General features: G+C 33.8%; 13 protein-coding genes. 2 read left to right on the forward strand and 11 right to left on the reverse strand.

The features are described 5' to 3' along the window. Positions 1–14 precede the first annotated feature (14 nt). Positions 15–1,160, reverse strand: a complete 1,146-nt coding sequence (locus BM289_RS20260; protein ID WP_244165424.1) for a hypothetical protein — start codon at positions 1,158–1,160, stop codon at positions 15–17. Positions 1,161–1,177: 17 nt separating this feature from the next. Next, positions 1,178–2,176, reverse strand: coding sequence for a DUF2157 domain-containing protein (locus tag BM289_RS20265; RefSeq protein WP_091497136.1), 999 nt, complete (start codon positions 2,174–2,176; stop codon positions 1,178–1,180). A 267-nt stretch (positions 2,177–2,443) separates the two neighbouring features. On the opposite strand from BM289_RS20265, the gene BM289_RS20270 reads away from it, so the two are divergent. Beyond that, complete coding sequence (locus BM289_RS20270) at positions 2,444–3,520, forward strand: pectate lyase family protein (RefSeq protein WP_244165425.1); 1,077 nt, start codon at positions 2,444–2,446, stop codon at positions 3,518–3,520. A 35-nt stretch (positions 3,521–3,555) separates the two neighbouring features. Next, entirely contained in the window at positions 3,556–3,762 is a 207-nt protein-coding gene (locus BM289_RS25680) for a T9SS type A sorting domain-containing protein (RefSeq protein WP_244165426.1), read from the forward strand. A gap of 75 nt (positions 3,763–3,837) precedes the next feature. On the opposite strand, the gene argH is transcribed toward BM289_RS25680, so the two are convergent. The 9 genes from argH to BM289_RS20315 all read right to left on the reverse strand — a co-directional run bounded on the left by argH (position 3,838) and on the right by BM289_RS20315 (position 14,138). Then, entirely contained in the window at positions 3,838–5,118 is a 1,281-nt protein-coding gene (gene argH, locus BM289_RS20275) for an argininosuccinate lyase (protein WP_091496924.1), read from the reverse strand. A gap of 66 nt (positions 5,119–5,184) precedes the next feature. After that, on the reverse strand, positions 5,185–6,255 hold the full coding sequence (locus BM289_RS20280) for a M20 family metallo-hydrolase (RefSeq protein WP_091496926.1): 1,071 nt from the start codon (positions 6,253–6,255) through the stop codon (positions 5,185–5,187). 268 nt (positions 6,256–6,523) lie between these two features. Continuing rightward, the gene (gene argB, locus BM289_RS20285; RefSeq protein WP_091496928.1) at positions 6,524–7,297 is read right to left on the reverse strand and encodes an acetylglutamate kinase; all 774 of its coding nucleotides are present in this window, start codon (positions 7,295–7,297) and stop codon (positions 6,524–6,526) included. Between the two features lie 108 nt (positions 7,298–7,405). Next, a complete protein-coding gene (locus BM289_RS20290) occupies positions 7,406–8,359 on the reverse strand; it encodes an N-acetylornithine carbamoyltransferase (protein ID WP_091496930.1) in 954 nt (317 codons plus the stop codon). Between the two features lie 139 nt (positions 8,360–8,498). Beyond that, the gene (gene proB, locus BM289_RS20295; RefSeq protein ID WP_091496932.1) at positions 8,499–9,260 is read right to left on the reverse strand and encodes a glutamate 5-kinase; all 762 of its coding nucleotides are present in this window, start codon (positions 9,258–9,260) and stop codon (positions 8,499–8,501) included. Between the two features lie 196 nt (positions 9,261–9,456). After that, on the reverse strand, positions 9,457–10,650 hold the full coding sequence (locus BM289_RS20300; RefSeq protein WP_091496934.1) for a glutamate-5-semialdehyde dehydrogenase: 1,194 nt from the start codon (positions 10,648–10,650) through the stop codon (positions 9,457–9,459). Between the two features lie 98 nt (positions 10,651–10,748). Then, positions 10,749–11,888, reverse strand: coding sequence for an aspartate aminotransferase family protein (locus tag BM289_RS20305; RefSeq protein ID WP_091496936.1), 1,140 nt, complete (start codon positions 11,886–11,888; stop codon positions 10,749–10,751). 86 nt (positions 11,889–11,974) lie between these two features. Continuing rightward, positions 11,975–12,952 carry an N-acetyl-gamma-glutamyl-phosphate reductase gene (argC, locus tag BM289_RS20310; RefSeq protein WP_091496937.1) on the reverse strand — a complete coding sequence of 326 codons (978 nt, stop codon included), beginning with the start codon at positions 12,950–12,952 and terminating at the stop codon, positions 11,975–11,977. Next, complete coding sequence (locus tag BM289_RS20315) at positions 12,945–14,138, reverse strand: argininosuccinate synthase (protein WP_091496939.1); 1,194 nt, start codon at positions 14,136–14,138, stop codon at positions 12,945–12,947. The genes argC and BM289_RS20315 overlap by 8 nt, the downstream gene beginning before the upstream one ends. Positions 14,139–14,163: the final 25 nt, after the last annotated feature.

Genomic DNA, 14,163 nt, shown 5'->3' on the forward strand with positions numbered 1-14,163 from the left:
TGTGGCAAAATAATTTAAAAACTTTCTCCAGATCCGCCACCACTAAAACCTCCTCCACCAAATTCCATTGGAGAATCTTGTGATTTTACTTCTGGCTTCATTCCGAAAGTTGAAGCTACAACTAATGCCTCAGCATTTAAAATTGAATCAGAATGGTTGATCCTATCTGGTTTAAATGTCAGACCGCTTTCCTTTTCTTTTAGTTTTTTAATTGAGAAATACGCTATTGCGAACAACACAAGTCCGCCCAAAGTCAATGCAACTTCTATTGGCAAAACTGCGTAATAAAATCTAATAGTGTAGATTGAAAATCCAATTGCTAAAAAACTTATCCAAAGCATAATTCTATCTTTTGTTCTTAAAGATTGAATTAAATAAACAATTGGAACAACAAAAGTAAAAGCGTAAAAGAAAAAAGCAAACGGAATATCGGTTCCTGGTTTTACTTCAGTCCCTAAAAGCTCTTCTGAAAGCTCTCGCACAATCATATAATTACAAGAAATATAAAACAATACCAAACAAAAACTATTCGCTAATAAAAGTCCACTATAATAATAATTTTTGTTTAGTTTACTGATTAATTTTTGGGTTACAAAATAGAAAACCGCTACAAAAATCATGGCGATAAATGGCAGAATAACTCTTCCAATATCTCCAAATTCAAACATTTGAAAAAATAAAAACACAGTAACAGCTAAACAAAAAACCAGCATTGAAAGTAAATGTAAGTATCTAATATACATGAAAATTGCGGTCACTGCCATAAATAAAGCTATCACAGACTGATATCCGTCTGTAGTGATTCCTATAGCAAATCCTACGTTTAAAATAGCACCTAAGATAAAAGCATCGTCTAAACCGTGATTATGAAAATTTTGTTTCGCCAATATTTCTGAACCAGCAAAACCAACAGCGGCGAAAATATAACAGCAGATTTGAAAATAAGCATTCTCTGCACTTACTCCAATAATAGAAATTGCACCGCAAATAGAGCTATATAACATACTTCCTAACAAAAGGAATCCAATTCTAACCAAAATGTTATCCTGGCTTCTAAAAGCTGGTAATTCCTTTTTTACAAATTTCTTCTGATCCTTACTTATAAAACCTCCTTTGTATAAAGTATCAGCTTCATCTACTAAGATTTGGTTATCTAGCATTTTTTTATCGTACACTATCATTCTGCTATTTCTTTATGAAAGTTTTTAATTAATTTGATAAACATAATAATTGACCCTATAAAATATACTGGCAATAAGAAGATTAGTAATTCCCAAAAATCAGAAAAATCAATAGTATCAAAAAGTCTAAACAAAAGTATGTTTGCTCCAATATAACCATATACAATCATGAAAACATACAGAGACATCGCTTTCAATTGATAGCTAATCTTATAAAAATAAAAAGTTGAGCCTGCCAAAACACCTGCAAAAATTATCCAAGTAAAACTATCTTGATGCATTAAATTACTAATTGCTGCAATACTGATAATGTGTAAAGCGAAGGTGAGAAATACTAAACTAAAATGTGTTTTTAATGCAATTCGATTACTGTAGATTGTCCATAAAATCAATAAAACCCCTAGCATCACAGCTGAGTAACTTAAACTTTGGCTGGCGTAAAAATCATTGTTGTTTAATAAATCGTGAGGTGTAACAGAAAGTCCAACATAAGCTGCTAAACCAGTAACAGCAATCGTAAGAACACTTCTATTATCAAAATAATATGCACAAAAGAAACTTACTATGGTTGGCACCAAGGTTGCCAACCCGTAATGTTCTCCAAAAGGTTTGTACTGAAATTGCAGATAACCAATAAAAATACACGTTAAAATATTAGCCAGTAAAACGAGATATTCTAAAACAGGATGCTCAAATTGTGTTTCAGTTTTTTGAAAGCCTTTTGAATTCTTGAAACAATAGAAAAAGCAAACTGCGGTTACAACTAAAAGAAGCGAAAGAATCGCAATATGTCCAATCGAATCAATATTTTCATAAATTAAAATTCCTATTCCGGAAGTGAATAATAAAACCGATAAATAAAGGAAAAGTTTTAATTCTGTATTTACCGAAAAGATGTTTAAACTTCGATATACTTTAACTTCTTCAAACTGATTTTCTGTAATCAAGCCTTTTTCAAATAGGTCTGCAGTGGCCTGCTCATTAAATTTCTTCATTTGATTCATTTAAACTTATATTCAAATATAGGCAATTTAGTATGAATTTTCTCTTTGAATTCATTACATTCAACTATTGCATTTGGTTGTTTGTTTTTATTTTCCATTTAAAACGAAACTTTTCAAGAGTGTAAAAACAACACTTATCATTCTTAGAATCAAAACTTTAAAACACAAAAAACCAATAAATTAATTTGAAATTAATTTGAAACTTTTACATTTGTGCAATCGATTACATTAACTATTGAGCCACACAAAAAAACATAAATGAAAACAAAACTTATTTTATTGGCATTGCTTATTCCGTGCTCTTTTATTTTTGCGCAAAATTATTTTATGAGCAGTCCTGAAGGATTTGGAGCTACTGCAACTGGCGGTGGAAACACTAGTCCTGTTACTGTTGCAACTTTAGCAGATTTAACCGCCAAACTTAAACTCACTACTCCGCAAGTTATTCTAATTTCCGGAACCATAACTTGTACTTACACCAGTCTGCAGATAAACGACAAAACCATTATTGGACTTCCAGGAGCTCGTTTAGTCAATTTAGATCAAACTGCTGCGGGTTCTGGAATATTAAATTTAAAACCGGGGTCAAATAATATTATCATTAGAAATTTAATTTTTGAAGGCCCTGGTGCGTATGATGTTGACGGACGAGACAATTTGACTTCTGAAGCCACCAATATTTGGGTCGATCATTGCGAATTTCAAGACGGAATAGATGGTAATTTTGACAACAAAGGCGTTGCAGATAATGTGACTGTTTCTTGGTGCAAGTTTACCTATTTAAAAACTCCAAAAGCTGGAGGATCTGGCGGTGCCGATGATCATAGATTCTCAGATTTAGTTGGTTCTTCAAAATCGGACGCTCCAGCAGATGGCCATTACAGCATAACTTTTAAAAATTGTTATTGGGCAGAAGGCTGTAAAGAAAGAATGCCGAGAGCAAGAAATGCTGAGCTTCATATTCTAAACTGTTATTATAACACATCGGTTTCAAGTTCACTGGCAATTGGTTTAGGAGGCGGTAATAATAATACAACTTGTTATGTTGAAGGAACTGATTTTGCTAAAATAGGAACCGCTTTTAAAAACTACATAAGCACAGATGGCGGAACAGTTGCCATTACATTTAATAATTCCTTAAAAGCATCGGCTGATTTTGGCGACCCTGTTTCAAAACCAACTTATGTTTACACAACAATTCCGGTTGCAGATATTGCTGGCTACATAACAAACATATCTTGTGGTGCTGGCGCGACATTGCAGGTTTCTGCTGACGGCAAAATAGCTTCAAGCTGTTCTAATTTAGGAATCGGTAAAAAAAAAAGTCAGATCTAAATCTTGAATATTATCCAACCATTATTGATAATCTATTGAATATCAAATTTCCTAGTACAGAAAACGGAACTGCTTCAATTAATTTGTTTTCTTCGAATGGATCAAAAGTTTATACAACCAAAAAAAGTGTAATTTCAGATGAAAAAATTGAATTAAATCTGGGAAATCTGGCAAAAGGAACTTATGTATGTAAAATTCAAATAGAAGATCGAAGCAAAACATTTAAATTAGTAAAAAACTAATACTTCTATAAATCAAAAGGTCATTGAAACAAATCAATGACCTTTAACTTTTCACTTTTCAAATCTTACCAGACATTAAAAAGCCTCTTTCATTTTATCTTTAATCGCATCAAGACATAAATTATTGATACTGCCTTCGTGTGTATGTTTAGTCTCTTTTGGAGATTTGTACGTTCCAGCCTCTAATTGTTCTGCAACGGCTTTATAAGCATCTCTAAACGGCATTCCTGAAACAACCATTTCGTTTAAAGTATCTACTGTAAACAAATAATCATACTTTTTATCTTCTAAAATATGATCTTTTACCGTGATGTCTTTTATTGAAAATATCGCAATATCCAAACAAGCTTTTAGGTTTTGAATCGCTGGAAATAAACCTTCTTTTAAAAGCTGTAAATCTCTGTGATAACCACTTGGAAGATTATTGGTAATTAAAGTGATTTCATATGGAAGCGCCTGAATCTTGTTACATTTCCCTCTAATTAATTCGAAAACATCTGGATTCTTTTTATGAGGCATAATACTTGAACCTGTTGTAAGATGCGCCGGAAGACCAATAAAATCGAAGTTCTGGCTCATATACAAACAAACGTCCATGGCAAATTTTGATAACGTTCCTGCCACACTTGTCATAGCAAAAGCAACTGTTTTTTCTGCTTTTCCTCGGCTCATTTGTGCAGCAACGGCATTGTACTTTAAGGTTTCAAAACCTAATTCTTGCGTTGTAAATGTTCTGTTGATCGGAAATGAACTTCCATAACCTGCAGCAGATCCTAACGGATTTTGATCTACAATTTTAGAAGCTGCATTTAACATCGTAATATCATCAATCAAACTTTCGGCGTAAGCCGAAAACCACATTCCGAATGACGATGGCATTGCGATTTGTAAATGCGTATAACCTGGCAATAATACATTTTGATGTTTTTCTGCCGATTCCATCAACAAATCAAAAAGTGTTTTTACCTGCTCTTTTATCGCTTTTAATTCATCTTTTAAGTACAAATGAACATCAACTAAAACCTGATCGTTACGAGAACGTGCGGTGTGGATTTTCTTTCCTGCATCGCCTAGTTTTACCGTTAGCAGATATTCGATTTTAGAATGTACGTCTTCGAAACTGTCTTCGATTTCGAAATTACCTACTACAATATCGGCAATGATTTCGTTTAAAGCGTCTACTAAAGATGTTGTTTCTTCTGAAGTTAACAGACCAATTTGTCCTAGCATTTTTGCATGAGCGATTGAACCTAAAGCATCGTATTTTGCTAAAACCAAATCCAGTTCACGGTCGTTTCCAACGGTGAATTGTTCGATTTGTTTATCTGTTGGTATTCCTTTTTCCCAAAGTTTCATAGTCTTTTACGTTTCGGAAGAAACCTGACAGGTTTTAAAAACCTGTCAGGTTTAACTTCGATATTATTATAATTTAAAGAAATCCGTTAGTATTTTGATATACAGGTCGACTCCTTCTACAATTTCATTTACAAAAATAAATTCGTCTGCTGAATGCGAACGTAATGTTTCTCCTGGCCCCAATTTCAAAGATTGACAGCTTAAAACCGACTGATCTGAAAGCGTTGGCGAACCATAAGTTGTTCTTCCCAAAGCAATTCCTGCCTGAACCAAACCGTGCTCGATTGGAATAGACGATGAATTTAAGTGCATTGATCTTGGCGTTACTTCGGCATTTACATTTGCTTTAACCACTTCCAAAATCTCAGCATTCGTATAACGATCTGTTACACGAATGTCAACCACTAAATCACATTCTGAAGGCACTACATTATGCTGTTTTCCGGCATTGATTTGCGTTACGGTCATTTTTACAGGACCTAAAACATCAGAGATTTTGTCGAATTTATAATTTTTAAACCATTCCATTACCGGAATTGATTTGTATAATGCATTATCATCATTTTGATGCGCGGCATGGCTTGCAGTTCCTTTTACTTTTACATCTAAAACTAAAAGTCCTTTTTCGGCAACTGCCAATTGCATTAAAGTTGGTTCTCCTACAATCGCACAATCTAGTTCTGGTAAATGTTTTAGAACACTGTTTAATCCATTTTTTCCACTGCTTTCTTCTTCGGCAGAAGCCACAATTACAATATTGTGAGAAAGGTTTTGATTTTCGTAGAAATGTACAAAAGTCGCTAATAACGAAACTAAACAGCCTCCGGCATCATTACTTCCTAAACCGAATAGTTTTCCGTCTTTTTCAATTGCTTTAAACGGGTCGTTTGTGTATGCCTGATTTGGGCGAACGGTATCGTGATGTGAGTTTAATAAAAGTGTTGGTTTGTTTTCGTCGAAATATTTGTTGAAAGCCCACACATTATTGTTTTCTCTCTTGAATGGAATTTCATTCTGATTGAACCAATTTTCGATTAAAAGAGCTGTCTGATCTTCTTCACTTGAAAATGAAGGGGTTTCGATTAAGCTTTTTAATAAACTAATTGCTTCCTGGGTAAGCGTATCTATACTTTTCATAGGTTTGGTTTCTTTGCCACGAAGGCTCGAAGTCACAAAGTTTAATTTAAATCTGTGACATTTTTAATTTGCGCAAATTTCCAAAATTAAATTTTAAAAGTACTGCGCAACTCTGTTTTTTTGCCACTAATTACACGAATTTTCGCAAATTATTTTTTTGTTTTAGATTTAAAATCAAAATGAACTTTTTCATGTCTGTTTAAAATTATTTTCTCTTTTTTAAGCAGAAAAAAATTAGTGTCAATTCGTGTTATTCGTGACTATATCTTTACAAAGTAATCGTTGTATGTGGAATATCTGAATTTTGGAGCATTTTGTGATGTCCAATTTTGATTTTCTGCACGCCTCTTGATAAACTATTAAAACAATTATCCAATTTTGGAATCATTCCGGAATGGATTACTTTTTCTTCTTTTAGTTTATTGTATAATATTTCATTGATTTGGGTTATTACAGATGAATCGTCTTCTGAGTCCATCAAAACACCTTGTTTTTCAAAACAGTAAGTCAGCGTCACATCAAAAACTTCAGATAATGCAATTGATAATTCGCTAGCGATTGTATCTGCATTGGTGTTTAATAATTGTCCGTTTTTATCGTGTGTAATCGCGCAAAGAACAGGAACAACTCCAGCCTCTAATAAAGTAGCTAATAATTTGGTATTCACTTGTTTTACATCACCCACAAATCCATAATCGATTGTTGGGTGATTTCTTTTTGTGGACTGAATCAAATTTCCGTCTGCTCCAGAAAAACCAATGGCATTATTATCTTTTGCCTGCAATTGTGCTACAATATGTTTGTTGATTTGTCCAGCGTAAATCATTACTACAACGTCAAGCATTGGAGCATCTGTAATTCGGCGTCCGTCAATCATTTGCGGAACCAAACCAATACTCTGCGCCATTTTTGTAGCCGATTTTCCACCACCGTGAACTAAAACTTTATATCCTTCTATTTTAGAAAAATCGGTTAAAAATTGTTCTAATTCTGTCGGATTGTCGATGATGTTTCCACCTATTTTGATTACTGATACTTGCATACTTTTAGGTTCAGAGAGACAAAGTAACAAAGTAACAAAGTGACAAAGTTTCTATTCAAGGTACAAACCTTTGTCACTTTGTTACTTTGCTCCTTTGCAACTATAAAATTATATTTTCTTCAAAATCTTTTGTAAAACTAATTGTGCTGAATACGTTCTGTTATTCGCTTGTTCAATTACGATTGAATTTTCTCCGTCTAAAACTTCGTCGCTTACAATTACGTTACGACGAACAGGAAGACAATGCATAAATTTTCCGTTGTTGGTTAAAGCCATTTTTTCAGCTGTAACTGTCCAATTTGGATCGCTATTGGTTACTTTTCCGTAATCGTTGAAATTACTCCAGTTTTTTACGTAAACGAAATCAGCATTTTCGAAAGCTTTGTTTTGATCGTATTCTATTTTGCAATCTTTTGTAATTTCTGGACTTAATTCGTAACCTTTTGGATGTGTGATTACAAATTCCATCTCTTTTTGTAGCTGCATCATTTCTACGAATGAATTGGCAACTGCCTGAGGCAAAGCTTTTGGATGTGGCGCCCAAGAAAGCACTACTTTTGGTTTGTCTTTGTGTCTAGGCTTGAATTCTTCCATTGTAATCGCATCTGCTAATGACTGCAACGGATGACGAATAGCACTTTCCATATTTACAATCGGCACTGTTGCATATTTCAAAAATCCTGAAATTACAGTTTCCTGATAATCTTTTTCCTTATCAACCAAACCTGCAAAAGCACGAATTGCAATAATATCACAGTATTGCGAAACTACTTCTGCAGCTTCTTTAATATGTTCTGAAGCGCCAGAATTCATTACGGCTCCGTCTTCGAATTCCAACGTCCATCCTTCGTTGGTAAAATTCATTACCATAACATTCATTCCTAAGTTCATCGCCGCTTTTTGAGTACTCAAACGCGTTCTTAAACTTGGATTGAAGAATAACATTCCAAGAGTTTTATTCTTTCCTAAACTTTGATTTTTAAGCGGATTCTTTTTGATTTTAATCGCTTGTTTTACCCATTTTGATAATGAGTTAATGTCTTTTATTGAAATATAGTTCATTTGTTTTTTTTGCTTTTTTAGTTGTTTTTTCCGCCACGAATTCACGAATTATTTTTTCAATCTTTGCGTTTTTTTTTTCGAATGAATTCGAATTAATATTTCGTTTAGATAGTAAAAAGAATAATTCGTGAATTCGTGGCTATAAAATTTTCGTAAATGGAATTTCGTCTTTCAATGCCCGCAGAATAAAATTATCATTCAGTCCGTTGACAATCCAGGTTTCGATATTTGCTGCTTTTGAAATTGCTGCTGCTTCTATTTTGGATTGCATCCCTCCTGTTCCATGTGATGATTTAGAATCGCCGATTTCTTTCTCCAACGTTTTTAAATCATTTACCAATTTTATTGTTTCTGGAACTTTATTATGAATTGATTCTTTCGTGTAAATTCCGTTTGTGTTGGTCGCAATAATCAGAATATCAACATTTAGCAATACCGCAGTTAAAGCAGCTAATTTGTCATTATCACCAAACCGAATCTCATCTGTGGCAACGGTATCATTTTCATTGATAATCGGAATGTAATTGTTTTTGACTAATACATTAATCGTATTTACAATGTTCTTTTTGGTCTGTTCTTTTTCGAAATCAGAATAAGAAAGTAAACACTGCGAGGTATTTAATCCTAAATCTTTAAAATTCTCATTGTAAATCCGCATTAAATGTGGTTGCCCGATTGAAGCTAAAGCCTGTTTCACAAAAACATCTTTATCCTGATTGTCCAGCTTTACAAACTGTTTTGCTGCTGCAATTGCTCCAGAACTTACTATGATAAATTCATATTCGTCGTTTAAAGCTGCAATCTGAACTCCAAGGTCTTCAATCTTTCCCCGCGAAATATGATTGGTTTCTTTGGTTAAAGTGTTACTTCCTATTTTTAATAAAATCCGTTTTTTTGCCATGTCTTTTGTTTTTGCCACGAAGGCGCTAAGGCACTAAGTTTTTATGTTTTTTTGCCACGAATTACACAAATTGACGCTAATTTATTCAGCATCTTAATAAAAAATAATTTGTATGAATTAGTGTAATTCGTTGCAAACCAAATCTTAAATTCTAATTATTAATTATCTAATTGCCTCAATTTTCAAATTATCTCAATTACCTAATCTGTCCTTCTCCGTAAACGTACCATTTATTGGTTACTAAATGCTGCAAACCAATTGGACCACGTTGATGTAATTTATCGGTGCTTATTGCTAATTCTCCGCCTAAACCAAATTGCCCTCCGTCTGTGAATCTAGTTGATGCATTTTGGTAAACTGCCGCAGCATCAATTGATTCCATAAACTGCTGTGCGGTTTCGTCATCTCTGGTAATAATTGCTGCAGAATGTCCTCCGCAGTATTTATTAATCATATCAATGGCGTGATCTTGAGAATCAATGGTTCCAATTACGATTTTATAATCTAAAAACTCTTCATACCAAATATCTTCATTTTGAAGTGTTTTAGTATTTTCGAAATTTGCTAATGATTTATCTACGATAACTTCCACTTTTGATTCTACTAAAGCTTTGATTAACATTGCTGTAAAACCTTCAAAATTTGGAAGCTTAGAACTGATCAAAACTTTATCTAGTGCATTACAAGCCGAAATTTTAGCTGTTTTAGCATTTAAAATTACTTTTAAAGCCAAATCTGTATCTGCATCTTCATGAACGTAAACAAAATTATTTCCTCGTCCGCTTACGATTACAGGACAAGTGGCATGCGCTTTTACAAATTCAATTAATTTTTCTCCGCCTCTTGGAACTATTAAATCAACTTTTTGAGTTGGTTTTTCTAAAAAAGCCTGAGTTTCTGTTCTGTTGTAATTCAGATATTCCACCCAATCTTTTGAAACTCCATTTTCTTCTAAAGCTTTATGCCAAAGACTTACAATTTTCAAATTTGATTTTAAAGATTCTTTTCCGCCTTTTAATAAAATCTTATTACCAGATTTAAAAGCGATTCCACCCGCTTCGATTGTAACATCTGGACGAGATTCATAAATAATTAAAATCGTTCCGAAAGCGGCTGTTTTATTTATTACTTTAATTCCATTATCATGAGTAAAATGAAAACGCTCAACGCCAACGGGATCTTCCTGTGAAGCTAACTGATTTAATGATAAAATCATTTCGTCGACTTTTTTATCATCTACTTTTAAGCGTTCTTCCATTGCTAAATCAGAGCCGTCATAATCAGCAAGATCTTCCTGATTGGTTAGGATTATCTCATTCCGCTCCTGCTCGACCAGCTTTGCCATAGTCCGCAAAACCGCATTGCGTGTTTCAATTGATAATGGTTTCATAATTTCAAGTGGTTGGTTGTTTTTTGGTTGTTTCTTTTTATAGAAACTTATTAATACCTAACAGGTTTTGGAAACCTGTTAGGATAATAGTATTATGTTTAGTTTTTTAATTCTTCTAAACTTTCTTTTAAAGCTTTTACAAACGTATCAATATCTGCTTTTTTAACAGTCAAAGGCGGTAAAATTCTTAACAGATTTTTATTGTTCGCGCTTCCTGTAAAAATGTGTTTTTCGATGATTAATTTCTTTCTTAGAGCTGCCACATCAAAATCAAACTCCACTCCAAGCATTAATCCTTTTCCTTTTACTTGTATAATGCCTTCAACTTCTTTGATTTTTTCTAAGAAATATTCATAAACTTCATTTACATTCTTTTGTAAATCTAGTTTTTCAATTACATCTAAAACTGCAATTCCTGCTGCACAAGACAAATGGCTTCCGCCAAAAGTAGTTCCTAATAAACCGAAACTAGCTTCGAACTTTGGAGAAATTAAAATCGCTCCAACTGGGAAACCATTCCCCATTCCTTTTGCAACGGAGATAATATCAGCGTTGATTCCGTGGTGTTGGAAAGCAAAGAATTTCCCACTTCTTCCGTATCCTGACTGTACTTCATCTAAAATCAAAACAACATCGTGTTTTTTGCATGCTTTTTCTAAAGCCTGAAAAAATTCAGTTGTTCCTTGGTCTAAGCCTCCAACTCCTTGAATTCCTTCGATAATTACTGCTGTAACATCACCTTTAGCTAATTCAGCTTCAACTAATTCGATTTGATTTAGAGGCAAAAACGTTACTTCTTGCTGTGCATTAATTGGCGCAACAATCTTTTTATTATCTGTAACCGCAACCGCTGCAGAAGTTCTTCCGTGGAAAGAATTATCAAAAGCCACCACTCTTGATTTTCCGTTATGGAAAGAAGCTAATTTCAAAGCATTTTCATTTGCTTCAGCTCCAGAACTGCATAAAAACAGCTCATAATCTTCAAGACTAGAAAGTTTTCCTAATTTCTGAGCCAATTCCACCTGCAAAGGATTCTGAATGGCATTCGAATAAAAACCTAAATTATCAATCTGATTTTTAAGTTTTGCTACATAATCCGGCTGTGTGTGTCCGATAGAAATCACACCATGACCGCTGTATAAATCTAAATATTCTACTCCTTTGTCGTCAATGATTGTACAATCTACTGCTTTTACTGGAGTTATGTCGTATAATGGGTAAACGTTGAATAAGTTCATGTTTTTTTGTTGTTGGTTGATTGTTGTTGGTTGATGGTCTTATCTGATGTTTCCATAAACTATAAACCAACAACTATCAACTATTATTAAAATCCGCTTGGTTTCAAATGTAAACCTGTGGTTTCTTCTAAACCGAACATTAAATTCATGTTTTGAATTGCTTGTCCTGAAGCACCTTTGGTTAAGTTATCTATAATTGATGTTATTAAAACCCGGTTTCCTTTTTTCAATAAACTAATAATACATTTATTCGTTTGTACCACTTGTTTCATGTTGATGTTGGTTGTGGTAACGGTTACGAAAGGTTCGTTTTTATAGAATTCTTCGTATTTAGCAACCAATTGCTCCAAACTATCATCGCAAACTGTATATAAGGTTGCAAAAATTCCTCTTGGGAAATCTCCTCTGTTCGGAATAAAAAGCAATTCGCTATCAAAATCATCCTGCAACTGAACCAAACTTTCTGAAATTTCACCTAAATGTTGGTGTTCAAAAGCTTTATAATGAGACAAGTTGTTATTTCTCCAGCTGAAATGAGAAGTTTCAGAAAGGCTTACTCCTGCTCCTGTGCTTCCAGTTGTAGCGTTAATATGAACATCATTATTCAACAAATTATGTTTTGCTAAAGGTAACAAAGCCAACTGAATAGCAGTTGCAAAACAACCTGGATTTGCGATATAATTTGTCTTTTTGATTTCCGCTTTATTAATTTCAGGCAAACCATAAATAAAATCTTTTCCTTCGAAATGAGCATCTTTATTCAATCTGAAATCATTTCCTAAATCAATAATCTTAGTATGACTCGCAAACTGATTTTCTTTCAAAAATGAAATTGATTTTCCGTGGCCTAAACACAAGAAAACAACATTTACATTCGGATTGATTTCAGCTGTGAAATTCATTTCGATATCGCCCATCAAATCGTGATGCGCCACAGAAAGTGGTTTTCCCGCATTTGTTGTACTGTAAACAAAATCGATGTTTACTTTTGGATGATACATTAAAATTCTGATGAGTTCTCCGGCCGTGTAGCCCGAACCACCAATAATTCCGACATTAATCATGATCTAATTTGTTTACAGATGAGAATATGTTTTGTGCATTTCCTAAAATCTTGATAAATCCTTTTGCATCGTCAGATGTCCAAGCATTGTTCATTTCGCCATACTGACCGAAACCTGTGTTCATTAAATCATTTTCAGATTCGATTCCGTCAAGTGAGAAATGATATGGTTTTAATGAAACGGTTACCGTTCCATTTACTGTTTTTTGAGTGTCTTGCAAGAAAGTTTCGATGTTTCTCATAACTGGATCTAAGAACTGACCTTCGTGGAATAACATTCCGTACCAGTTTCCTAATTGCTCTTTCCAATATTGTTGCCATTTTCCAAGAGTGTGTTTCTCCAATAAATGGTGCGCTTTGATGATAATCAATGGCGCAGCAGCTTCAAAACCTACTCTTCCTTTAATTCCGATAATCGTATCTCCAACGTGAATATCTCTACCAATTGCGTAAGCACTTGCCAGTTTTTCAAGAGCTACAATATTATTTGAAGGTTTATCTGTTTTTCCGTTTAAACCAACTAATTCTCCTTGTTCGAAATGAAGCGTAACTTTCTCTTCTCCATCTTTTTGCAATTGCGAAGGATAAGCTTCGCTTGGCAATGGCTGGCTTGAAGTCAAGGTTTCTTTTCCTCCAACGCTTGTTCCCCAAAGTCCTTTATTGATAGAATATTGTGCTTTTTCCCAAGAATAGTGAACTCCGTTTTGAGCCAAATAATCAACTTCTTCTTGTCTTGATAATTTTAAATCTCTAATTGGAGTAATGATTTCGATTTCTGGAGCGATAGTTTGGAAAATCAAATCGAAACGGATTTGATCGTTTCCTGCACCAGTACTTCCGTGAGCGATTGCAGTTGCTCCTACTTTTTTTGCGTATTTTATAGCTTCAATTGCTTGAAAAACACGCTCTGCACTTACTGATAACGGATATGTGTTGTTTTTTAATACATTTCCAAAAATCAAGTATTTGATAGCTTTATCGTAATATTTATCTAAAATGGTTAAGTTAGCATGCTGAGCACTTCCTAACTCGTAAGCTCTTTTTTCAATAGCTGTTAATTCTTCAGCAGAAAATCCTCCTGTGTCAACAAGAACAGTGTGAACTTCGTATCCTTTTTCATTTTTTAAATATTTCAAACAATACGAGGTATCTAATCCTCCGCTATAAGCTAATACTACTTTTTTCATTTTTTATAATTTAGGCTAATACTTT

It is taken from the genome of Flavobacterium phragmitis, assembly GCF_900112575.1.
Lineage (GTDB): Bacteria > Bacteroidota > Bacteroidia > Flavobacteriales > Flavobacteriaceae > Flavobacterium > Flavobacterium phragmitis.